Source organism: Amycolatopsis sp. NPDC003865, from assembly GCF_053605345.1.
Genome location: NZ_JBSGJA010000019.1, coordinates 66464 through 88689 on the forward strand (window position 1 = coordinate 66464; position 22226 = coordinate 88689).

The window sequence follows — 22226 nt, forward strand, 5'->3', positions numbered from 1 at the left end:
CCGTCGCGCCCCCCGCGCCGGTCACCAGATTTCGTAGGTCGCCTCGTCGCCGTGGACGATGACCGCCCAGATCACGAGGACGTCGAGGGCGATCACGACGACGCCCCAGACCGGGTAGGCGGACAGGAAGGCCAGCTGGGCCAGCGCGTTGAAGCCGGCGAGGGCGACGGTGACGACGCGCGCCCACTGCGCGCCGGTGAACAGCGCGATGCCGGTCAGCACCGCCAGGCTCCCGACGATCAGGTGGATCCAGCCCCAGCCGGCGAGGTCGAAGACGAGCAGGCCCGACGGGCCGAGCACGTAGTAGTCCCGGTCGACCAGGGCGACCAGGCCCTCCACCGCGGTGAACAGGCCGGCCAGCACCGTGATCGTTCCGGCGAACCAGATCCAGCCGACCCGCCGCGACCGGGCGACGGCCCGGTCCGGCGGGTACGGCGGTGTGCCTGCTCCGGGCGCACCGGCCCGGTGCTGCGTGTGTTCGCTCATGGTCCCTCTCTCCGTCGGTCTGGCTGCGGACCGGGGCGATCATGGTGGGTCCGCCACGTGCCCGGCCTCGCCCGCGCCAGGTGAGATCAGGGGCCCCGGCGGGCGGCTCACACGGCGTGGGCGATGCCCCGCGGCGGCCCCCGCGAGCACAGTTCGGTTCGGACCACCGATCCCGGACCGAGGAGGACAGCACCATGACTTCGCTGACCGTGTGGGCGTTCCCCACCACCGACGGCGCCGACAACGCGCTCGGGTTGCTGCAGCAGCTGCAGAAGCAGCAGCTGATCTCGATCAAGGACGCGGCCCGCGTGAGCTGGCCGGAGAACCGGAAGAAGCCGAAGACCGAGGAACTGGGTTCCCTGACCGGCGCCGGCGCGCTGGGCGGCGGGTTCTGGGGACTGCTGTTCGGGCTGATCTTCCTGGTGCCGCTGCTGGGCATGGCCGTCGGCGCGGCGATCGGCGCGCTGACCGGGTCGCTGGCGCACGTCGGTATCGACGAGCAGTTCATCGACACCGTCCGGGCGCAGGTCCGGCCCGGCACTTCGGCGTTGTTCGTGATGGCCGAGGACACCGTCGTCGACCGGGTGATCGAGCCGTTCAAGGAGACCGGCGCTTCCCTGCTGACCACCAACCTCTCCGCCGAGGAGGAGGCGCGGCTGCGCGAGGCCTTCGGCGAGACCCCGCAGCCGGTCCACCCGTGACCGGACGCCCCACGAGGACCCGCAGGAGCGCGCCCACCGGTTGCCGGGCACCCGAGGCCGGTGCCGGTCCCCGGGTGCCCGGCGGCAGGCGCACTCGCAGCGCGCCGGGAAGCAGCCCGAACCGCACCGGGGGCGCGCACCGCAGCGCTTCGCCGTCGACGGCGACGTCCACGGCCGCGTCCGGGGAGTCCACTTCGAACGACGGCACGGTCCAGGCGTGGTACCCGGGCAGGCGGGTCAGCGTGCCGGTGAGTTCGGCGGCGACCAGTTCCGGTACGTCCCGCGCGTGCTCGACGGCGATCGTGACGACGCCGAGCAGCCCGCGGTCGAGGCGTTCGCGGCGGCCGAAGCCGCTGAGCCGCTCGAGCCGGTACGGGCCGTTGGAGACGAGCACGGCGTCCACGCCCGGGCCGGGACGCCCGTCCGGACCGGGAAAGCGCAGTCTCGGGTGCCCGGCGCCGGGTCCGAAGAGGTCGGGCAGGCACCGGGCGATCGTGGCGATCTTCGCCTCGCGGTAGCCGGGGGCGCGCACGACGGTCGCGTACGCACCGAGCGACACGTTGTTGACGAATACCCGGTCGCCCACGGTTCCGAGGTCGATGCGCCGTTCGACGGCCTCGCCGAAGGCCTCGAGCGCGGCGGCGGGGTCGGTCCGGTCCAGCCCGAGGTCGCGCGCGAAGTGGTTGCGCGTGCCGGCCGGGACGCACACGAAGGGCAGGCCGTGGCGGCGGGCGACGTCGGCGACGACGGCCTGGGAGCCGTCGCCACCCGCCATGCCGAGGACGTCGGCACCGTCGGCCACGGCCTGTTCGGCCAGTTCGCGCAGATCGGTGCCGAGGTCCGCTTCGACCGGCCGGACGCCCAGCGCCCTGGCGCGCTCGCCGAGCCGCGACGCGGTCGCGATGCCGTTGCCGGACAACGGGTTGAGCAGCAGCACCCCGCACCGGGCCGGGGCGGCGCGGACCGTCCGCGGCGGCCGGGGCAGGTCCGGGCCGAGCGCGGCTCGAGCGGTCGCGAGCGACACCGCGGCCAGTCCGGCCGCCGTCGCGAGCAGGAGGTAGGGGTGCGGGCCCGGCAGCAGCACGAGCAGGACCGCGGCGGCGCCCCCGAGCGCCGCCGCGGCCACCCTCGCGAGGCCGCGGCGCACCAGCGCCGCCCAGCCCGCGCCGAGCACTCCCCCGAGCAGGAGCACCGCGACCACCAGCTGGACCGGATGGCGGAAGACGGCGCCGAGCACCACGGCCACCGCCGCGACCAGTGCCGAAAGGGAGATCCCCGCGCACAACCGCCGGGTGACCGAGGGCCGCCCGTCCGCTTCTTCCGCCATCACCGCACCTCCGCCGCAGACCTTCCCGGTCCGGCCGGACCCGGGTCGTCACCCGTGGCGGATGACCCGGGCTTCACCTCCGGCGGGCGACGCCCCCGGCGCGCCGGCGGCCGACGATCCGCCCATGCCGCACACCAAGATGGACACCCCACCCACCGGACCGGACATCGCGACGCGCGAAGACCGGATCGCCAGGGGCCGGGCCGCCCGCGCGGCCGTGCCGCGGGCGAGCCACGCCGCGTTCCCGGCGCCGGGAACCCGCGCCGATCCCCTGGCGTTGCTGGCCCGGCAGGACACCCGCCGGGTCCCGGAGCTGGTCCCGATCCGGTACGGGCGGATGGCGGCCTCGCCGCTGGCCTACTTCCGCGGGGCCGCGCTGCCGGCGGCCGCCGACCTCGCCGCGACCCCGCGCACGGGGTTCGCGGTCCAGGCCTGCGGCGACGCACACCTGGGCAACTTCGGGCTGTTCGCCTCCCCGGAACGCCGGCTCGTGTTCGACCTCGCCGACTTCGACGAAACCCTGCCCGCGCCGTGGGAGTGGGACGTCAAGCGGCTGGCCGCGAGCGTCGAGGTCGCCGGGCGGGAGAACGGGCACCCGCCCGGCCAGCGCCGTCGCGCGGTCCTGGCGGTGGTCGAGTCGTACCGGCAGGCGACGCACGACTTCGCCGATCGGTCGTCACTGGAGATCTTCGCGTCCAGCACCGACGCCGAGACCCTGCGCGCGCTGGCCGCCCACCGCCTCGGGCCGTCCGGGCGGCGCCGGCTGGACCGCGGCCTCACCCGGGCCCGCGGCCGCGACGACGCCTCCGCGCTGCGCCGGTTCACCGAGGTCCGTGACGGGCAGCTGCGCCTGGCGGCGCGTCCGCCGCTGGTCGTCCCGGTCAGCAGGCTCGCCGGCGACGGCGATCCCGCCACGCTCGAGGACCGCCTCGGCGACACGCTGTCGCGCTACAAGCGCACCTTGAGCCCCGAGCGGCGCGCGCTGCTGGACCGCTACCGGCTGGCCGACGTCGCCCGCAAGGTCGTCGGGATCGGCAGTGCGGGCACGCGGTGCTGGCTGGTGCTGCTCGTCGGCGAGGACGCCGGGGACCCGTTGTTCCTGCAACTGAAGGAAGCCGGCCCGTCGGTGCTGCAGGGCTACACCGGCACGGCGGTGCGCGGGCCGGCCGGGCGGCGCGTGGTCACCGGGCAGCGGCTGATGCAGGCCGTCGGCGACGCGTTCCTCGGGTGGGTCCGCACCACCGGCGTCGACGGGCGCGTCCGGGACTTCTACGTCCGGCGGCTGCGGGACGCCAAGAGCACGCCCGGCATCACCACGATGTCGCCGCCGGTGCTGCGGGCCTACGCCCGGCTGTGCGGGTGGACGCTGGCCCGGGCGCACGCCCGCACCGGCGATCCGCTCGCCGTCGCGGCCTACCTCGGATCGGGTTCGGGGTTCGCCGAGGCCGTGCGGGAGTTCTCGGTGGCCTGCGCCGACCAGAACGAGCGCGACCACGCCGTCCTGCGCGACGCGATCCGCGACGGCCGCGTCGCGGCGGCACCGGAACGGTGAGATCACCCCACGCGGGTGACGCGGGCCGGTCGCGGCCGTGGCGATCCTTGCCCATGGCCAAGACGGATGACCGGGTACCGGTTCCGGTCGACGCGGTGATCGCGCTGGCCGCCGGGGTCGTGTGCGGCGGGCTCCGGCTCGCCCGGCTCGCGGCCGCGGCGGCGCCGCGCCGGTGGCCCCGCCCGGTGCGGGACCTCGCCAGGGCCGGTGCCCGCTACCGGCGCCGGGTGGTGGCCGCGGCGGGCGGGGCCTTCCGCCGGTCCGCTCCGCCGCTCGTGGGCGTGGTGCTCGACGAGCTGGATCTGGCCGGGATCGTCCGGGGCGTCGTCTACGAGATCGACCTGCCGGAGATCATCCGTGTCTCGAGCGGGTCGCTGGCCGGGCAGGTGCTGCGCGAGACGCGGGTGCGGATCATGGCGGCCGACGACGCCGTCGGCCGCCGGCCGCGGAAATGACGGCCTGGTCGGCGGCGCTGCCCGCGGAGGTCCGGCGTTACCAGGGGCGCCGGGCCGGCCTGGTCAGCCGGGGCCTCGCGGCGGTGGTCGACGCCGGTGTGGTGGTGTTCGGCCTCGCCGTGGCCTTCGCGGCGTGGGTGGCGCTGCGGTTCGCCGCCACCCCGGCGGCGTTCGCGGTCGCGGTGCCGGCCCGGCCCGTCGCCGGCGCGGTCGCCGCGGTGTCCGCCACGGGCTACCTGGCGCTCTGCTGGACGGTCACCGGCCGCACGGCGGGCGGTCAGCTGCTCGGGCTGCGCGTGGTCGACGCCCGGGGGCGCCCGTTGCGCGCCGGCCGGGCCGTGGTGCGGGCGGGTTGCTGCGCGGTGTTCCCGCTGGGCCTGCTGTGGGTGCTCGCCGACCGGGAGCGGCGCTCGGTCCAGGACGTGCTCCTGCGGACGTCGGTCGTCTACGACTGGACGCCGCGGTCGCCGGACCCGTCCGCGAACCGGCGTCCGGACACCCCGGCCGGACCTCGCTCCGGTGCGTCGGCCGGCCGCACGGTCCTCGCCGCCACCCTGCTGACCGCGGCGCTGCTCGCCGGGTGCGCCGGCCGCCCGGAGACCTCGGCGGGCCAGGCTTCCCCCGTGCCGGTGCCGCCGGCCGCGGCCCTGGCCGTGCCCGGCTGCGACGAGCTGGCCTCGGCGGCGGCCGCGCTGGAGACCACGGCCCGCGGCACCGGCGGGCCGGATCGGGTCCGCGCGGCGGCCGCCGCGCTGGATGCCGTCGTCTCGCGCCGGCTCGCCGCGCCGCGGCCGCCCGCCGGGCTCACCGAGGTCGCCGGATCGCTGCGCCGGCTGGCGGCTCCCGCCGCGGACGTGCGGGCCGTGGCCGGGACGACCGTGGCGGCCTTCGCCGTCGCGATGCGCTCCTGCCGGTGAGGCTGGGTTTCGCATTCACGGAATTCGGTGGCCCGCTCGCGGCCGGAGTTCGTTGACCCGGTGCACGGAGTCCACACGCATCCCCAGCGCTTCGAGCCGCCGCACGATCCGCGGAATACTGCGCTGATCGGCCACCGTGCCGAACACGATCGTATCCGGCGGAACCGGTACGACGAGTATTCCGCCGAAATCGGCGACCGCGCGTCCCGCCTGTTCCGGAATGCGACCACTGCCCCGGAAGACGTAATTCGATCCGGCTTTCGGTCCACCGTGGAGGGTCATCGGCGCACCTTTCCGGCCGCGCGCCACGCCGCGGCGATCACCACCGCGTCGAGCAGCATCATCGCCGCCGACCACGAGTGCGTCGGCAGGAACAGCAGCCGCGCGACGAGGTCACCGGCGGCGCGGACGCCGAGCCGCACCGGTACCGCCGACGTCAGCGCGGCGAGCACGAGGACCAGCGCGAGCGCCACGGCCCCGGCGCTGACCCGGCCGGTCCGCAGCACGTCGAGCAGCACGAGCTCACCCGGCCCGACCCAGAAGACCTGTCCGGTGACGAATCCCCGCGCCGTCGGATTGCCGAGCGCGCGGCTTTTCCGGGAATCTCCACGTCCGTTCACGGGGCACACGATTCTGCGCGTATCGACCGATTTCCTCACCCGCACCGGGTGAGCCGGGTGAATTGCATGGCAAGATCCGCCGGGACGGTGTGAAACTGACCGAAAAACAAAGGAGGCCGTATGTCGAACCGCATCGCGAACGCGCCCCGAAGACGGGTGCCGCTGACCAAGGTGGCCATCCCGGCTCCGCCGGCGGACCTCGTTTCCCGGCCGCGGCTGCTCGCCCGCCTCGACCGGGCGGCGGAGGAGCCCGACGCGGCGGTGGTGTTCGTCGGTGCGCCGGCCGGCTTCGGCAAGACCGTGGTGCTCGCCGAATGGGCCCGCCGCCGCCGGGATTCGGTCGCGTGGGTGTCGGCCGACGCCGACGACAACGATGACCGGTTGTTCTGGTCCGCCGTGCTCGCCGCGCTCGGCGGGTGCCCGCGCGTTCCGCACGGCAGCCCGCTGCGCCGGCTCGCGGTACCCGAGGCCCCGGGCACCGACCTCGACTTCCTCACCCGGGTCGCCGACGCGCTGGACGGGCTGCCGTCCCCCGTCCTGCTCGTGCTCGACGGCACCCAGGAGATCACCGCCGACCGCACGTGGCAGGGACTGCGGGCGCTGGTCCGCCACCAGCCGGCGAACCTGCGCCTGGTCGTCGCGAGCCGGCGCGAGCCCGGCCTGCCGCTGGGGCGGGCCCGCCTCGCCGACCGGCTCGCCGAGGTCAGCGCGACCGAGCTGCGGTTCTCCGCCGACGAGGCGGCCACGCTCGCCGTGGGCATCCCCCCGGACCAGGTCGGCCTGCTCGTCGCCCGCACCGGGGGCTGGCCGGCCGGGCTGCGCCTGGCGGCGGCGTCCGCGGCCCGCCACGGCAGCCTCCGCGACTTCTTCGCCGGCCGCGACCGGGCGGTGCTGGACTACCTGACCGACGAGGTGCTCGCCCCGCTCACGCGGGCCCAGCGGGACCTGGTGCGGGCGACCAGCATCTGCGACGAGCTGCCGGCCGGGCTCGCGGCCGCGCTCACCGGCCGTCCGGAGGCGGAGGCGGTGCTGCGCGAGCTCGGCGAACCGGGCACCCAGGTCGTCGGTTCCCGCGGGACCCCGCCGCGGCACCGGCTGCCCCCGCTGCTGCGGACCTACCTGCGCGCGGAGCTCCTGCGCCGGGCACCGGAGGAGACCCGGGCCCTGCACGCGGCCGCCGCGCGCTGGTTCGCCGAGCACGACCGGCCCGCGCTCGCGCTGCTGCACAGCGTCCGGTCGGGCAGCACCACCCGCGTCGGCGAACTGCTGCGGCACCACGCGGTGCGGCTGTTCCTCGCCGGGGAGCACCAGGTGCTGCGGTCCGCGCTCGCGGTGCTGGAAGACCGGCGCGGCGCGGCGGATCCGCTGGCGGCCCTGATCTCGGCCGCGCTCTACCTCGAGGTGGGCGAGACGCCGGCCGCCGGCCTGCAGCTGGCCCGCGCGGATGCCGGGTGGCCGGACCGGCCGGCGGCGGAGCTGACCGCACTGCGGCAGCTGGTCTCCGCCCGGCTGGCCCAGCTCGACCGCGGCCCGGCCCAGGCGCTGCGCGCGGCCGAAAAGGTCGACGAGGACCAGGCCGCCGGCACCGATCTCGGCGGCCTGGCGACCCTGCACCGGGTGCTCGCGCTGCTCGCCCGCCACGAGTGCGGGCCGGCGCGGGAGGCGCTGGTCCGGGTGCTCGCCGCCGCGGAAGACCGTGACCAGGGCTTCGTGGTCACCCGGTGCCTGACCACGCTGGGCGGGCTGGCCTGCCACGACGGCGACTACCGCGTGATGGACACGCTGGCCCGCCGGGTGCTGGCCCGGCGCCCGGAGCAGGACGGGCCGCGCTCGCTCGAAGGCGCCCAGGCGTGCACGCTGCTGGCCTACGGCGCGCTCCTGCGCGGGGAGCCCGCGGAGTGCGTCGAGCAGGCCAAGCGGATCGGACGGCTGCTGGGCGACGCGCCGGCCCGGGCCGCTCGCACCCTGCGCCTGATCGCCGAGACCCTGCACGGCGCGGCGGAGTTCGAACTCGGCTCCTGGCACGCGGGGCTGCGCCGGATGCGCCGCGCCCGCGCGCACCTGGGCAGCGGGCGGGCCTGCCCGGCCGAGCACGCGGCGTTGTGCGCGGTGCTGGAGCACCGGGCCGCGCTGCGGCTCGGTGCGGCGGGACAGGCGCGGGAGACGGTGCGCTGGGCGCAGCCGATGCTCGCCGGCTCGGGTGAGCTGCTGCTGATGCGGGCCCGCACGCAGCTGCGGCTCGGCAGGCAGGGCGCGGCGAGTTCGGTGCTGCGGTCGCTGGTGGACGAGGAGGCGCCGATGCTGCTGCCGTGGGTGGCGATCGAGGCGTCGCTGGTCAGCGTGCAGGCCGCGCTCGCGGCCGGTGCGAAGGAGCGGGCGGCGCGGTTGCTGGACCAGGCGCTGCGGGTGGCCGAGCCCGCCGACGTCCGGTTCCCGTTCGTGTTCGCCCCGCCCGAGGTGGTCGGGTTCCTGACCGCCCGGCTCGGCGGGCTGGGCGCCGGCGAGCGGTTCGCCGGCCAGGTGCTCGCGCTGCGCCGCGGGCTGCACACACCGCCGCTGCCGGCGCCGCTGACCGACCGGGAACGCAGTGTGCTGCGGCTGTTGCCGACCCAGCGTTCGATCGACGAGATCGCGCAGGACCTGACGGTGTCACCGAACACCGTCAAGACCCACGTCCGCGGGATCTACGCGAAGCTCGACGTCCGCAGCCGTCGCGACGCCGTCGCGACGGCGCTGCGACGGGGCCTGCTCGACACCGAAGCCGGCGACTTCACCGGGTGACGCGGGCTCGCCTCACCCGGCGCGGGTGAGGCGAGCGGGGCGGGGATCCGGTCGAGTGAACGCGATCCCGATCCCCTGGTGTGAGGAGACGTCATGGCGTTGGCGAGCGCGGAATACCCGTTCCTCGATCTGATGTGGACGATGCTGGTGTTCTTCTGCTGGGTGGCCTGGTTCTGGCTGCTGTTCGTCGTCCTGGGCGACCTGTTCCGCCGGGACGACGTGTCCGGCTGGGCCAAGGCGGGCTGGACCGTGCTGGTGATCGTGCTGCCGTTCCTGGGCATCCTGCTGTACCTGATGACGCAGGGCAGGCACCTGAACGCGCGGCGGGTGGCCCGCGAACGCGACGCCCAGCGCCGGTTCGAGGACTACGTCCGCACGGTGTCCGCATCGGACTCCTCGGGCGCGGCGCAGATCGCCGAGGCCAAGCGGCTGCTGGACCAGGGTGTCATCGACGACGAGGAGTACCACGCCCTCAAGCGCCGGGCGCTGGCCCGGTGACGCGGCGGTTCCTCCACCTGGCCGTGCTGCGGCCCGCCCTCACGGTCACGGCGCTGATCTGCGTGTACGCCCTGCTGCCGGCCGACCCGGTGCTCGACGCCGGAACGATCGCCGTCTTCGGGTGCGGTCTGGTCGTGGTGGCGCTGCTGGTCGTGGGCGAGGTGCGGATGATCCTCCGCTCGCCCTACCCGGCTTGGCAGGGCGTGCAGGCTCTCGCGCTGATCGTTCCCTTGTTCCTGGTGCTGTTCGCCGACGTCTACTACGTCCTCGGCCACGAGCGGGCCGGCGCGTTCGACGTGGCGCTGAGCCGGACCGACGCGCTGTACTTCACGGTCACGGTGTTCGCGACCGTCGGCTTCGGCGACATCGTCCCGGTTTCGGCCGCCGCGCGGGTGCTGGTGACCGTGCAGATGGTCGCGGACCTGCTGGTGCTGGGTGTCGTGCTGCGGGTGATCGTGACCGCGGTGCGGCACCGGCGGTCAGTCCGGGGCGCCGGCCCGCGGGAGCAGCAGGGCGGCGACCAGCCCGGCGAGGGCGGCGGCCACCAGGGTGGCCAGGGCCAGCGCGAAGGAGGCACCACCCGGGCGCGTGCTCCCGGCCAGCACGGACCCGGCCAGCGCCGTGCCCACCGACGAGCCCAGGTTGGACGCGCTGCGCGAGACCCCCGAGATGTCGCCCTGGGCGGTGTCCGGGACGCGGGACTGGACCAGGTTCACCGACGCGGTCAGCATGATCCCCACGCCGGCGCCCAGCAGGAACAGGCCGGGCACGGTGCTCGCCGCGCCGGACTCGGCCCGCACCAGCAGCAGCACGAGGGCCAGTCCCGCGACCGTGAGGGCGAACCCGCCGCGGATCAGGCGGCGCGGTGAGTGGCGCCGGGCCATCCGCCCCGCGGCGGCGGAGGCGCCGAGGATGCCGATCGTGGCGGGCGTGAGGGCCAGGCCGGTCTCGATGGCGTCGTAGCCGCGCACCTGCTGCAGGAAGACGGCGATCACGAAGAAGGAGCCCTGCAGGACCAGCCACTGCACGTACTGGGTGAGCAGCCCCAGCCCGGTGACGCGGTCGCGCAGCAGTGACGACGGCACCAGCGGGGCCCGGCCGGCCCGTTCGCGGGCGCGGACGTGGGCGAAGAACCCGGTCAGGATGCCGCCGCCGAGGCCGGCCAGCACCCACAGCGGCGAAAGCCCGCCGGCGGGCAGCAGGACCACACCGGCGATCACGAAGTCCTCGCGCGCGACGAACCAGCCGTAGGTGCCCGCCTGCAGCACCCCCAGCACGACGAAGAACAGCCCGGTGGCGGACAGGACGGCGCCGGCGACGTCGAAGGGCCTGGTCTCCTGCCGGCGCGGCGGTTCGGTGATCCGCCGCGCCAGCAGCACGATCAGGCCGACCAGCAGCACCTGCAGCAGGAACGACGCCCGCCAGCCGAACCAGGTGGTCACCAGGCCGCCGACGAGCGGGCCGGCGGCGGCGCCGAGCGCGCCCGCGCCGCTGACGGCGCCGAAGCGCCGCGCGCGGGTCCGCAGGTCCGCGCTCGTCACCGTGACCAGGATGTAGATGGGCGGGATCAGCAACGCCGACCCGATGCCCTCCAGCACCGAGTACCCGGTGATCAGCAGGCCGAGCCCGGGCGCGACCGCCGCCAGCAGCGCGCCGGCGCCGTAGACGGTCAGCCCGGCGACGAAGCACCGCTTGCGCCCCAGGACGTCGGTCAGCTTGCTGCCGGGCACCATCAGCGCGGCCATGGTGAGGGTGAACAGCGTGATCGCGGTCTGGACGCCGTGCACGGTCGTGCCGAGGTCCGCGGCGATCGCGGTGACGGCCACGGTCATGGTCGTCGCGGCGAAGCTGGCGACGAACTGGGCGAGGGCCAGGGGCAGCACGGTCATCGGCGGGCCTTCCTCCTCGGGTGCCGCACACGGTGTCGGCCGCGCGGCGGGGCCACCTCACCCGGCGCGGATGAGGCAGCACCGGCGCGCGCGGACGACGGTGGCCGCGACCGGACCCCGTGCCGATGGAGGAGCCATGACCGAAACCGCGATCGCCGACCACGGGCTGATCGGCGACCTGCAGACCGCCGCGCTGGTGACCACCGACGGGTCGATCGACTGGTTCTGCAGCCCGCGTTTCGATTCGCCGTCGGTCTTCGGTGCGCTGCTGGACGACGAGCGCGGCGGCCGGTTCCGGATCCGGCCGGCGGGTCCGCACACGACCGTGCAGATGTACTACCCGGACACCGCGGTGCTGATCACGCGGTTCCGCGGCGCGGACGGCATCGGTGAGGTGGTCGACTTCATGCCCCCGTGCGACGAGGTGGCCACCACGACCCACCGGCTGGCCCGGCTGGTGCGCTGCGTCCGCGGCCGGATGACGTTCGAGGTGCTGGTCGCGCCGCGGTTCAACTACGGCCGCCGCCCGCACGAAGCGGTGCTGGCCGGGTACGGCGCGGTCTTCCTCGGCGAGGGGACGTCGCTGGCGCTGCACGCGGTCCGCGAACCCGGCGACGAGCGCCTCGCCCGCGCGCACATCGAGGGCGGCGACCTGCACCTGAGCCTCGAGCTCGCCGAGGGGCAGGTGCGGGGCGTGGTGCTGGAGACCGACGCCGCGAACCCGCCGCGCGAGATCCGGCTCGACGAGTTCACCGACCTGTTCGAGTCCACTGTGGACTGGTGGCGCGCGTGGCTGGCCCGCTCCACCTACCGCGGGCGGTGGCGGGAGGTCGTGGCGCGGTCGGCGATCACGCTCAAGCTGCTCACCTACGCCCCGACCGGCGCGATCGTCGCGGCGCCGACCCTGGGGCTGCCGGAGGAGCCGGGCGGGGAACGCAACTGGGACTACCGCTACGCCTGGGTGCGGGACGCGTCGTTTTCGGTGTCGGCGTTGCTGGGGCTCGGGTTCACCGAGGAGGCCGCCCGGTTCGGCGGGTGGCTGGGTGACCGGATCCGCGAGGGCGGCGGTGGTGAGAACGGCCCGTTGTCGGTGCTGTACCGGGTGGACGGGGCGACGGACCTGCGGGAGGAGAGCCTCGCGCACTGGTCGGGGCACCGCGGGGCGAGCCCGGTGCGGATCGGCAACGACGCGGCCGGGCAGTTGCAGCTCGACGTCTACGGCGAGGCCATGGACGCGGTGTACGTCGCCGACCAGGTCGGGTTCGGCCTGCCCCACCGCGGCTGGACGGCCGTCCGGTCCGTGCTCGACTGGCTCGGGGAGCACTGGGACCAGCCCGAGGAGGGCATCTGGGAGACCCGGGGCGGGCGCCGCTGCTTCACCTACGGCAGGCTGATGTGCTGGGTGGCGTTCGACCGCGGCATCCGGCTGGCCGGGCGGTACGGCCGTCCCGCGCCGGTGGAGGACTGGAGCTGGCAGCGCGACAGCATCTACGACCAGGTCCTCAACCGGGGCTGGCACCGGACGCGGCAGGCGTTCGTGCAGCACTACACGGCCGACGAGCTGGACGCGGCGCTGCTGCGGATGCCCCGCACGGGCTTCCTGCCGCCGCGCGATCCGCTGTGGCTCTCGACGCTCGAGGCGATCGGCCGGGACCTGGTCACCGACAGCCTGGTGCACCGGTACGACGCGGCGGCGTCCCCGGACGGGCTGGCGGGAACGGAAGGCACGTTCTCCTTGTGCAGCTTCGCCTACGTCGACGCGCTGGCCCGGGCGGGCCGGCTGGAGCAGGCGCGGGCGGCGTTCGAGAAGATGCTGACCTACGCCAACCACGTCGGCCTCTACGCCGAGGAGATCTCGCCGGCGGGCGAGCAGCTCGGGAACTTCCCGCAGGCGTTCACCCACCTCGCCCTCGTCGACGCGGCGGTCACTTTGGACGCCGCGCTGGGCTGAGCCGCGCCACGCAGCAGCTCCAGGACCGCGGCCGACTTCGGCCCGTCGAGGAAGCGCAGGCCCATGAAGTTGTCGCCGGCGGTGAAGCCGGGCAGGGCCCAGAGCTCTTCGTACGGCAGGTCGACGCGCCGGTAGTCGCGGAGGCTGTAGACGTTGCTGAACAAGCACTTCCCGGGATCGGGGCGCCACAGGCGGCGCGCGAAGTCCGGGTTGCGGAAGCCGTGGCCGACCTCCGCGGTGGCCTGGACGTGCTTGCCGCCGGTGAACAGCACGACGTCGCCGGTGGTCACGGTGTCCATCCGGCGGTCGTACTTGTCCTTGGCGCCCCAGAACCGGGCGCGGCCGTCCGGGTGCACCGCCGTCAGGCGGGCGAGGTCGGCGGGGTCGAGGAGGCCGGCGTAGTCGGGGAAGGCCACGGTCCGCTCGAGGGTCTCCGATCCGTAGCGGCGGGCGTCGGCGGTGCCGTAGGCGGGCTGGACGAAGACCTGGACCACGCCCCCACGGTAGTTCAGCCGCCGTGGGTGGTGTCGCTCTGGTAGTCGGTGTAGGTGTAGGGGTTGTCGAGGATCTTGGTCTCGGGGACGTCGGGGTTCATCCCCTTCAGCCAGGCCTCCTCCCCCAGCTGCCCGCGCAGGTACTCGACGGTCTCCTCGACGCGCCGCCGGACGGCGGGCAGGTCCACGCCGAGAAGCCGTCCGTCACGCTTGACCGCCCGGCCGTTCACCAGGACCGTGTGGACGTCGCCGCGCTGGGCCTGGAACGCCACGTGGCCGTAGGGGTTCAGCAGCGGGAACGACACCGGTGAGTGGTCGTTCTTGAGCAGCACCACGTCGGCCTTCTTGCCGACCTCGAGGCTGCCGATGTCCGTGCGCCCCAGCGCGGCCGCGCCGCCGCGGGTCGCCCATTCGACGACCTGCTCGGCGCGCAACGCGGCGTGCGTGACCGTTTCGCCCTTCGCGTGTGCCTCGAGGTGCTCGCGGGAGCGGTCCGCGCCCAGCGTCGTGCGCATCGCGGAGAACAGGTCGCCGCTCCACCAGACCGAGGTGTCCATCGACAGCGACACCGGGATCCCGTACTGCCGCAGCGCCCAGGTGGACGGGTAGCCCTGGCCCGCGCTCTGTTCGCTTTCGGTCGACACCGACGCCGACCCGCCGGTGGCCGCGATCCGGTGGTAGGAGTCGGCCGACAGCGACGCGCTGTGGACGTAGATCGTCTCCGGGGTCATGAACCCGTGGTCGTGCATCAGGCGGATGCCGTCGTCGCCGGTCGCGCCCCAGACGCCGGCGTGCGTGGTCACCGGCACGCCCAGTTCGCGCGCCACCTCGAACGCCGGCTTCTCGGGGAACGCCGGGTCGCCGGTGACGTCGAAGGCGAGCTGGAACCCGAGGTCGCCGCCGGTGCGGCGGGCGATGAAGTCGCGGAATTCCGGGGTGGCCGTCCAGTTCGCCGGGGCGTCCTGGATGTTGCCGTAGGCCAGCACGAACCGCCCCGGTACGGCTTCGAGCGCGTCGGCCGCCGCGTCGGCGTGCTGGGTGGTCCGCAGGCCGTGGGACCAGTCGACGGTGGTCGTGACGCCGGCTTCGAGCGCCTCCCACGCGCCGAGGAGGTTGCCCGCGTAGATGTCTTCGGGGCGGAACACCTTGCCCCATTCGAGGTAGTACCAGACGAAGTACTGGGTCAGTGTCCAGTCGGCGCCGTAGCCGCGCATCGCCGTCTGCCACAGGTGGCGGTGGGTGTCGATCATCCCGGGCAGGACGATGCCGCCGGTCGCGTCGATCTCCTCGGTGCCCGCCGGGACTTCGAGTGCCGCGCCGATCGCGGTGATCCGGTCGCCTTCGACCAGGACGTCTTCGCCGGGCAGGACCCGGTGGGCGTCGTCGAGGGTCAGCACCGTGCCACCCCGCAGGACGATCGATCCAGACATGGCTGCCTCCGGTTGCGTACACTCGTCCGCTCTACGGACACTGAAGGGGTGACGTCACCTTTGCCCAGTGCCGGGCCGGTGTCAATCCCCGCCGCTACGCTGCGGGCAGGACTGGGAGAGGGAGGTCGTGCATGCCACGCGAGGGAACGGGTCCCGACTTCATCGAAGCGCTGGCGCGCGGGCTCGAGGTGATCACGGCGTTCGGGCCGCACCGGCCGGAGATGACGCTGGCCGAGGTGGCGACCGCCGCCGGCCTGGCCCGCCCGACCGCGCGCCGGATCCTGCTCACCCTCGAGGAGCTCGGGTACGTCCGCGCGGGCGGGCGGGGGTACGCGCTGACCCCGCGCGTGCTCGACCTCGGTGTCGCCTACGTGCGGTCGATGGGGCTGTGGGACGTCGCCCGGCCGCACCTGGAGCGCCTGGTCGAGCGCACGAACGAGTCGTGCTCGATCGCCCAGCTCGACGGCTCCGACATCGTCTACGTCGCCCGGGTCGCGGTGCCGAAGATCGTCGCGCTGACCGTCCAGATCGGCACCCGCTTCCCGGCCCTGCCGACGTCGCTGGGCAAGGTCCAGCTCGCCGCGCTGGCCCCGGACGAGCTGGAGGCGGTGCTGGCCCAGCCGACCCGCTCGGGGCTCGTCGCGCGCTGGCAGCCCGGCCGCGCCGAGCGCGACGCCGAGCTGCGCGAGGTCCGTGCCCGCGGCTGGGCCCTCACCGACGAGCAGCTCGCGCTCGGCATCCGGTCGGTGGCCGCGCCGCTGCGCGACGGCAGCGGCCGGGTGATCGCCGGGGTCAACGTCAACTGCCACGCCGCCGAGACGCCGGTGGAGCGGCTGCTGGAGCACCACCTGCCGCTGCTGCTGCAGACCGCCGGGGAGATCAGCGCCGACTTCGCACGCCTGGACGACGTCCCGCACGTCACGGTGCCCGCGGTGTCTTGACCACCGAAGCCCGCGAGGGCAAACTGCGGACAGACGTCCGTTGTACGGACAGGAAGCGAGGAACCGGGTGGACACCAGTGCGGCCGGCCCGCTGACCGGGCTCCTGGTCGCGGACTTCTCCCGGGTGCTCGCCGGCCCCTACGCCACGATGCTGCTGGCGGACATGGGTGCCGAGGTCGTCAAGGTCGAGGGGCCGCAGGGCGACGAGACGCGCACGTGGATGCCGCCGGTGCGCGGCGACGTCTCGACCTACTACCTCGGCGTGAACCGCGGGAAGCGGTCGATCGCGCTGGACCTGCGCGAGGAAGCCGACGCGGCCGTCGCCCGGGAGCTGGCGGCGCGGGCGGACGTGGTGATCGAGAACTTCAAGCCCGGCGGCCTGGCCAAGTACGGCCTGGCCTTCGCTGACGTCCGGGCCGCGAACCCCGGCGTCGTCTACGCGTCCATCAGCGGCTTCGGCTCGGGCGAAGGACGGCACGTGCCCGGCTACGACCTGATGGTGCAGGCGATCTCGGGACTGATGAGCCTGACCGGCGACCCGGACGGCCCGCCGTACCGGGCGGGGATCTCGGTGTTCGACGTGATGGCGGGCAACCACGCGGTGATCGGCATCCTCGCCGCGCTGCGCCACCGCGACGCGACCGGCGAGGGCCAGCACGTCGAGGTGAACCTGCTGTCCTCGGCGCTGACCGGGCTGGTCAACCACAGCTCGGCCTACGCCGCGGGCGGGGTGGTCCCCTACCGGATGGGCAACGCCCACCCGAGCGTCTTCCCCTACGAGCCGTTGCCGACCGCGGACGCCGACCTGATCGTCGCCGCGGCCAACGACGGGCAGTTCCGGCGGCTGTGCGAAGTCCTCGGCCTGCCGGACGTTCCCGACGACCCGCGGTTCGCCCGCAACGCCGACCGGACGAAGAACCGCGAGGAGCTGCGGCCGGTCCTGGTCGAGCGGCTCAAGGAACGCGGCGCGGTCGAGTGGTTCGACGCGCTGACGAAGGTCGGTGTCCCGTGTGGACCGATCAACACCATCGACGGCGGGTTCGCGATGGCCGAACGCTTCGGCCTCGACCCGATCGTCGAGGTCGGCGAAGGCGAGCGCGCCGTGCCCACGACCCGGCACCCGATCCGGTTCTCCGCGACCCCGGCCGCCTACCGGCTGCCGCCGCCGGAGCTCGACGAACACGGCGCCGAGCTGCGCGCCTGGCTCACGGAGACCCCGCATGACTGACCGCGTCTACGAGACCGCGCTGGGATCGTCCACGAAGGACAAGATCACCCTCCTCGGCCAGGACCTCGCCGAGGACGTCATGGGCAAGGTCGGGTTCGGCGAGCTGGCGTTCTGGCTGGCGACGCAACGACGTCCGTCCCCAGGGGAGACGCGGGTCTTCGAAGCGGTGCTCGCGGCGCTGGCCGACCACGGCTTCACGCCGACCGCGATCGTCACGCGGCTGACCTACCTGTCCGCGCCCGACTCGGTGCAGGGCGCGCTGGCCGCCGGGCTGCTCGGCGGCGGGTCGCGCTTCCTCGGCGTCACCGAGGACTGCGGCCGGTTCCTGCACGACGTCCTCGCCACCGCCGGAACCCCCACCGACGACGCGGGCTGGGACGCCCTCGCCCTCGAGACCGTCGAAAAGTCCCGTGCGGAGAAGAAGTTCGTGCCCGGGCTCGGGCACCACGTCCACAAGGACGGCGACCCCCGCACCCGCCGGCTGTTCGAGATCGCCGACGAAGAAGGCCTGCGCGGCCCGCACCTGCAGCTGTTCGCCGCCATCGGCCGCGTCCACCCGCAGGTGCTCGGGAAGACGTTGCCGCTCAACGGCGCCGGCGTCTGCGGCGCCGCGCTGGCCGACCTCAGCCTGCCCTTGGAGCTGCTGCGCGGGTTCGCGCTGCTGGCCCGGACCGCCGGGCTCGTCGGGCAGCTGGCCGAAGAGCTGCGCCACCCGGTCGCCAACGACGTCTTCCTGTCGGTCGACCTGAACAACCGGCCGGTCCCGCCGGACCCGCAACGCTGAGAGGAACGCCGATGCAGCTCGTCACCGAGGACAACATCACCGAGCTCGCCGCGCAGCGGTGGTCGAGCGCGCATGACCCGCGCACGGCGCAGGTCATGGCCGCCCTCGTCCGGCACCTGCACGCCTTCGCCCGCGAGGTCCGGCTGACCGAGCCGGAGTGGATGGCCGCGATGCGGTGGCTGACCAAGACCGGGCAGATCAGCGACGACAAGCGCGAAGAGTTCATCCTCGCCTCCGACGTGCTCGGCCTGAGCATGCTGGTGGTGCAGATGAACCACGCCTTCGACGCCAAGGCGACCCCGGCCACGGTGCTCGGCCCGTTCCACATCGACGGCTCGCCGGAGAAGGACTTCGGCGGCGACATGTCCGACGGCCTGCCCGGCACGCCGCTCTACATCACCGGAACCGTCCGCGGCCTCGACGGCTCCCCGGTCGCCGGCGCGATCCTCGACGTCTGGCAGGCCGACGAGGAAGGCGCCTACGAGTCGCAGATCCCCGGCATCGACGAGGCCCGGCTGCGCGCCAAGTACACCACCCGCCCCGACGGTTCCTACTGCCTGCGCACGATCGCGCCGAAGGGCTACTCGATCCCGATGGACGGCCCGGTCGGCGCACTCATCGGCGGCACCGACATCAGCCACTTCCGGCCCGCCCACGTGCACTTCCTGATCAACGCCGCCGGCTACGAGCCGCTGATCACCCACCTGTTCCAGGAGGGCGCGCAATACCTAGACAGCGACGTCGTGTTCGGCACCAAGCAGGAACTGGTCGTGGCGTTCGAACCCCGCGACGCGGGCCCGACGCCCGACGGCGGCGAGTCGGCCGGGCCGTGGCTGGAAGCCCGGTACGACTTCGTCCTGCAGCCCGTCTGACGGCCGTGCGCGCGGCGGAGATCCGGGCGGCGGGCGCTCCCCCGGTGGTGACCGAGCGGACGGCCCCCGAACCCGGGCCGGGCGAGGTCGCGGTGAGCGTCACCGCGGCGCCGGTCAGCCCGCTGGACCTGTTGTGCGCGTCCGGCACGTCCTACTTCGGGCTGCCGGAGCTGCCGTACGTGCCCGGCGTGCAGGGAGTCGGCGTGCTCACCCGGCCGACACCGACCGAGCCGGCCGGGACGCCGGTGTGGTTCGCCACGACCGCCGGGATGCGGCCCGGCGACGGCAGCATGGCCGAGCACGCTGTCGTCGCGCCCGCCGACCTGGTGGTCCTGCCGCGCGCGGCGGACCACGCGCTGGTCGCCGCACTCGGGCTGTCGGCGGTCGCGGCGTGGATGTGCTTGACGTGGAGAGGAAATCTCGTCCCGGGCGAGACCGTGCTGGTGCTCGGCGCCGGCGGGGTGGTCGGCCAGTCGGCCGTGCAGCTGGCGCGTGTGGCCGGGGCCGGGCACGTCGTCGCGTGCGCGCGGTCGGACGCCGCGCTGGAGCGGGCCCGGCGGCTCGGCGCGGACACTGTCGTGCGGCTGACCGGTTCACCGGCCGAGCGGCTCGGCGACGTCCCGGTCGACCTGGTCATCGATCCGGTGGGCGGGCTCCCGGCCGCGGCGGCGCTGCGCACGCTGCGCCCGGGCGGGCGGCTGGTGAACCTCGGCGGCGCGGCCGGTGACGAGTTCCCGGTGTCCTCGGCGGTGTTGCGCAGCCGGTCGCTGCACATCCACGGCTACACGAACAACGAGCTCGACACCGACCGGCGCCGCGAAGCGCTGCTGACGGTGGTGAAACACGCGATCGCCGGCGAGCTGACCGTCGACCACGAACGCGTCCCGCTCGCCGATGCCGGTGCCGCGTGGACCCGCCCGGGCCGGATCGTGCTGGTGCCCTAGCGGGCGTAACCGTTGGCGACCAGCCGCTTGCCGATCAGCTCGAAGACCGCCGGGTCCTCCGGCGCGACCGTGGCCAGCCCGTCGACGTACCGGTTGAACATGCAGAACGCCGCCGCGATCAGGACCGTGTCGTGCAGCTCGGTGTCGGTCGCGCCTTCCGCGCGGGCGGCGGCGACCAGGTCTTCGGTGACCGCGCGGCCCGTCTCGCGCACGGCGAGCGCGATCCGCAGCAGGGCCTTGAGCTTGGCCGATACCGGAGCGTCGTCGATCCCGGCGCAGGTGGCGTCGACGACGGCCCGGCCGCCGTCGATGGTCTGGGCCGCGACCGCGGCGTGGCTGCCGGTGCAGAACCGGCACTCGTTGCCCTGGGACACGATGGTCGCGATCAGCTCGCGTTCCCCGACGGTGAGGGTGCTGGGGCCGCGCAGCAGGACCTCGCCCAGCGCACCCAGCGGCACCGCGGTCTCCGGCCGGTAGGCGAAGAGCGCCGAGATCCCCGGCAGCTGCGGGTCGAGCGGGATGTGCGGCATCGGGGTCCTCCTCGCGGGGCGAACGATCTCCCCGTGAGTCTTTCGGCCGAGGGCGGCCCGGCCAACCTCCACTTTGCTCAACCGGGCCGCCGCCGAAAGGATCAGCCGATGGTGAAGTCGTCGGCGTAGAGGGCACTTTGGCCGTACCAGCCGTGGACGTACACCGTCACCGCGCCGGACACGCCGGTGGTGAACGGCACCGACAGCTGGGTCCAGCCGGTGCTCGAGGTCCACGTCGAGGCGGTCGCGCCGCCGCGGACGCCGACGTAGGCGTAGCTGCCCTGCACCCAGGCCTTGAGCGTGTAGGCGTGGTTCGGGGCGAGCGTCACGTTCTGCGCCGCCTCGCCGGTGGCCGAGGCCGTGGGCACCACCTGCAGCGCGTGGGTCCCGGAGTGGGCCGGGGACGCCACGACCGCGTCACCCGCGGCGCTCCACGGGCTCAGCGCGCCGGTCTCGAACCCGCCGTTGACGACGCCGCCCGCGGGCGGCGTGCCCTTCACGGTGAGGGTGAACGTGGTGCTGTGGCTCGCCGACGGCGAGGTGCCGGTGACGGTCAGCGGGTAGACCCCGGGCACCGCCGCGGAGGTGGTGCTCACCGACAGCGTCGCGCTGCCGCCCGCGGTCACCGAGCCCGGGTTGACCGTCGCGGTGACGCCGGCCGGTGCGCCGGTGACCGAGAGCGTCACCTGCTGGGCGGAGCCGGAGGTGACGGCCGTGGCGACGGTCGCGGTGGCCGAACCACCCGGGTCGACCGAGGCCGGGTTCGCGGTGAGGGAGAAGTCGTTGCCCGGCACGGTGGTGCCGCCGGTGAACGGCTCGAAGGCGTGGCTGAAGAACCACGTGTCCTGCGCGATGCCGGAGCAGTTGTCCGCGGCCGCGCCGCCGGGGCAGCTGCCGTTGTCGCGCTGCAGCGCCCAGAACGACAGCTCGTTGATGCCCTTGGACACGGCCCAGTTGTAGACGGTCGAGGCGTCGGCGGTGGTGAACGTCTCGGCCGGGCCGAAGTCGTCGACGCCGATCATCTCGGTGATGCCGACCATCGCCCACAGCTGCGCCTGCGTCTTGCCCGGGTACAGCGTGCCGAGCTGGCTCACCAGGCCGGTGGCCGCGGTCTGGGTGTCGGTGGCCATCTCGTGGGCGGCGTTGTCGTAGTAGTCGAAGGTCATCAGGTTGACCACGTCGACGCGGGTGCCGTTGGAGACGGCGTTGCGCAGCACGGCCAGGCCGCTGTCGGCGAGGCCGCGGGTGGTGGTGGGCAGGGTGTAGGAGATCTGCAGCGACCGCCCGGACGCCGCGGCCCAGTCCTGGACCTTCTTGATGGCCTTGTTGCGGCGGTCGATCCCGGCGGAGCTGGTGAGCGAGTTGTCCTCGATGTCCATGTCGAGGCGGGGCACGTCGTAGGTGGTGATCACCGACTCGTACGCGGCCGCGATGGCGTCCACGTTCGTGCAGCTGTCGGCGATTTCGGTGCCGGTGTTGTCGGCGGTGTAGCCGCCGAAGGACGGGATGGCGTCGCCGCCGCGGGAGCGGATCGTGCTGATGTCGGAGCCGAAGACGCCGGTGGAGATGGGCATCCCGGTGTCGCCGTTCCAGTACACGGTGCAGGACCCCTTGGTGGCGGCCTGGATGAACGCCATCGTCAGGTGCTTGGCCCCGGACTGCTGCGCCAGCGCCGCGGGGCTTTCGCCCGTCCAGGCTTCGAAGTAGGGCGCGAACACGTGCGCGGGCAGCGGCGTGGCGGCCTGGGCGGTGCCGGCGGCGGCGACCAGCGAGCCGGCCGATATCGCTGTCAGGGCAAGGAAAACGGACATTCGGGAGAAAGGTCT

Annotated in this window: 21 protein-coding genes and 1 pseudogene; 13 read left to right on the forward strand and 9 right to left on the reverse strand. The window is 74.2% G+C overall.

Features of this window, described 5'->3' with window-relative positions:
- Positions 1–21 precede the first annotated feature (21 nt).
- Positions 22–486, reverse strand: a complete 465-nt coding sequence (locus ACWEVP_RS36000) for a DUF7144 family membrane protein (protein ID WP_452067044.1) — start codon at positions 484–486, stop codon at positions 22–24.
- A gap of 194 nt (positions 487–680) precedes the next feature.
- On the opposite strand from ACWEVP_RS36000, the gene ACWEVP_RS36005 reads away from it, so the two are divergent.
- Positions 681–1187 (forward strand): DUF1269 domain-containing protein, encoded by a 507-nt coding sequence (locus ACWEVP_RS36005; protein WP_452067045.1) that lies wholly within the window; start codon positions 681–683, stop codon positions 1185–1187.
- Here ACWEVP_RS36005 and ACWEVP_RS36010 read toward each other — a convergent pair.
- The gene (locus ACWEVP_RS36010) at positions 1084–2514 is read right to left on the reverse strand and encodes a diacylglycerol/lipid kinase family protein (RefSeq protein ID WP_452067046.1); all 1431 of its coding nucleotides are present in this window, start codon (positions 2512–2514) and stop codon (positions 1084–1086) included. The genes ACWEVP_RS36005 and ACWEVP_RS36010 overlap by 104 nt on opposite strands.
- A 124-nt stretch (positions 2515–2638) precedes the next feature.
- On the opposite strand from ACWEVP_RS36010, the gene ACWEVP_RS36015 reads away from it, so the two are divergent.
- Genes ACWEVP_RS36015 through ACWEVP_RS36025 form a run of 3 tightly spaced genes read left to right on the forward strand, consistent with a single transcriptional unit; the run spans position 2639 to position 5438 of the window.
- Positions 2639–4066 (forward strand): DUF2252 domain-containing protein, encoded by a 1428-nt coding sequence (locus ACWEVP_RS36015; RefSeq protein WP_452067047.1) that lies wholly within the window; start codon positions 2639–2641, stop codon positions 4064–4066.
- A 53-nt stretch (positions 4067–4119) separates the two neighbouring features.
- Complete coding sequence (locus ACWEVP_RS36020) at positions 4120–4521, forward strand: hypothetical protein (protein WP_452067048.1); 402 nt, start codon at positions 4120–4122, stop codon at positions 4519–4521.
- Positions 4518–5438 carry an RDD family protein gene (locus tag ACWEVP_RS36025; protein ID WP_452067049.1) on the forward strand — a complete coding sequence of 307 codons (921 nt, stop codon included), beginning with the start codon at positions 4518–4520 and terminating at the stop codon, positions 5436–5438. Before ACWEVP_RS36020 ends, ACWEVP_RS36025 begins: the two co-directional genes overlap by 4 nt.
- 15 nt (positions 5439–5453) lie before the next feature.
- Here ACWEVP_RS36025 and ACWEVP_RS36030 read toward each other — a convergent pair whose 3' ends face one another.
- The gene (locus ACWEVP_RS36030) at positions 5454–5720 is read right to left on the reverse strand and encodes a hypothetical protein (RefSeq protein ID WP_452067050.1); all 267 of its coding nucleotides are present in this window, start codon (positions 5718–5720) and stop codon (positions 5454–5456) included.
- Positions 5717–6058, reverse strand: a complete 342-nt coding sequence (locus tag ACWEVP_RS36035) for a hypothetical protein (RefSeq protein WP_452067051.1) — start codon at positions 6056–6058, stop codon at positions 5717–5719. The genes ACWEVP_RS36030 and ACWEVP_RS36035 overlap by 4 nt, the downstream gene beginning before the upstream one ends.
- A 120-nt stretch (positions 6059–6178) precedes the next feature.
- Here ACWEVP_RS36035 and ACWEVP_RS36040 point away from each other — a divergent pair, with 120 nt between their 5' ends.
- From ACWEVP_RS36040 to ACWEVP_RS36050, 3 genes and pseudogenes are all read left to right on the forward strand, one after another.
- Positions 6179–8839, forward strand: a complete 2661-nt coding sequence (locus ACWEVP_RS36040; protein WP_452067052.1) for a LuxR C-terminal-related transcriptional regulator — start codon at positions 6179–6181, stop codon at positions 8837–8839.
- 93 nt (positions 8840–8932) lie between these two features.
- Positions 8933–9337 carry an SHOCT domain-containing protein gene (locus ACWEVP_RS36045; RefSeq protein ID WP_452067053.1) on the forward strand — a complete coding sequence of 135 codons (405 nt, stop codon included), beginning with the start codon at positions 8933–8935 and terminating at the stop codon, positions 9335–9337.
- A gap of 167 nt (positions 9338–9504) precedes the next feature.
- Positions 9505–9744, forward strand: a pseudogene (locus tag ACWEVP_RS36050) (potassium channel family protein); the annotation flags it as partial.
- A gap of 72 nt (positions 9745–9816) precedes the next feature.
- Here the strand turns inward: ACWEVP_RS36050 and ACWEVP_RS36055 are convergent.
- Positions 9817–11226 (reverse strand): MFS transporter, encoded by a 1410-nt coding sequence (locus tag ACWEVP_RS36055; RefSeq protein ID WP_452067054.1) that lies wholly within the window; start codon positions 11224–11226, stop codon positions 9817–9819.
- A gap of 136 nt (positions 11227–11362) precedes the next feature.
- Between ACWEVP_RS36055 and ACWEVP_RS36060 the strand changes: the two genes are divergently transcribed.
- The gene (locus ACWEVP_RS36060) at positions 11363–13177 is read left to right on the forward strand and encodes a glycoside hydrolase family 15 protein (protein ID WP_452067055.1); all 1815 of its coding nucleotides are present in this window, start codon (positions 11363–11365) and stop codon (positions 13175–13177) included.
- Here ACWEVP_RS36060 and ACWEVP_RS36065 read toward each other — a convergent pair.
- Positions 13066–13671: a hypothetical protein gene (locus ACWEVP_RS36065; RefSeq protein WP_452067056.1), complete on the reverse strand. Its 606-nt coding sequence runs from the start codon at positions 13669–13671 to the stop codon at positions 13066–13068. The two genes, ACWEVP_RS36060 and ACWEVP_RS36065, sit on opposite strands and share 112 nt — an antisense overlap.
- Before the next feature lie 14 nt (positions 13672–13685).
- Positions 13686–15101 (reverse strand): amidohydrolase family protein, encoded by a 1416-nt coding sequence (locus ACWEVP_RS36070; RefSeq protein ID WP_452067057.1) that lies wholly within the window; start codon positions 15099–15101, stop codon positions 13686–13688.
- Positions 15102–15232: 131 nt separating this feature from the next.
- On the opposite strand from ACWEVP_RS36070, the gene ACWEVP_RS36075 reads away from it, so the two are divergent.
- The 5 genes from ACWEVP_RS36075 (at position 15233) to ACWEVP_RS36095 (ending at position 19870) form a co-directional block, all read left to right on the forward strand.
- Positions 15233–16042: an IclR family transcriptional regulator domain-containing protein gene (locus ACWEVP_RS36075; protein WP_452067058.1), complete on the forward strand. Its 810-nt coding sequence runs from the start codon at positions 15233–15235 to the stop codon at positions 16040–16042.
- Between the two features lie 67 nt (positions 16043–16109).
- On the forward strand, positions 16110–17270 hold the full coding sequence (locus ACWEVP_RS36080; protein WP_452067059.1) for a CaiB/BaiF CoA transferase family protein: 1161 nt from the start codon (positions 16110–16112) through the stop codon (positions 17268–17270).
- Complete coding sequence (locus tag ACWEVP_RS36085; RefSeq protein WP_452067060.1) at positions 17263–18054, forward strand: citryl-CoA lyase; 792 nt, start codon at positions 17263–17265, stop codon at positions 18052–18054. The genes ACWEVP_RS36080 and ACWEVP_RS36085 overlap by 8 nt, the downstream gene beginning before the upstream one ends.
- A gap of 11 nt (positions 18055–18065) precedes the next feature.
- Positions 18066–18926 (forward strand): dioxygenase family protein, encoded by an 861-nt coding sequence (locus ACWEVP_RS36090; protein WP_452067061.1) that lies wholly within the window; start codon positions 18066–18068, stop codon positions 18924–18926.
- Between the two features lie 5 nt (positions 18927–18931).
- On the forward strand, positions 18932–19870 hold the full coding sequence (locus ACWEVP_RS36095; protein ID WP_452067062.1) for a quinone oxidoreductase family protein: 939 nt from the start codon (positions 18932–18934) through the stop codon (positions 19868–19870).
- Here the strand turns inward: ACWEVP_RS36095 and ACWEVP_RS36100 are convergent.
- Both ACWEVP_RS36100 and ACWEVP_RS36105 read right to left on the reverse strand, forming a co-directional pair.
- Positions 19867–20400 carry a carboxymuconolactone decarboxylase family protein gene (locus ACWEVP_RS36100; RefSeq protein ID WP_452067063.1) on the reverse strand — a complete coding sequence of 178 codons (534 nt, stop codon included), beginning with the start codon at positions 20398–20400 and terminating at the stop codon, positions 19867–19869. The two genes, ACWEVP_RS36095 and ACWEVP_RS36100, sit on opposite strands and share 4 nt — an antisense overlap.
- A 101-nt stretch (positions 20401–20501) precedes the next feature.
- Positions 20502–22211, reverse strand: a complete 1710-nt coding sequence (locus ACWEVP_RS36105) for a glycosyl hydrolase family 18 protein (RefSeq protein ID WP_452067064.1) — start codon at positions 22209–22211, stop codon at positions 20502–20504.
- Between the last annotated feature and the right edge of the window lie 15 nt (positions 22212–22226).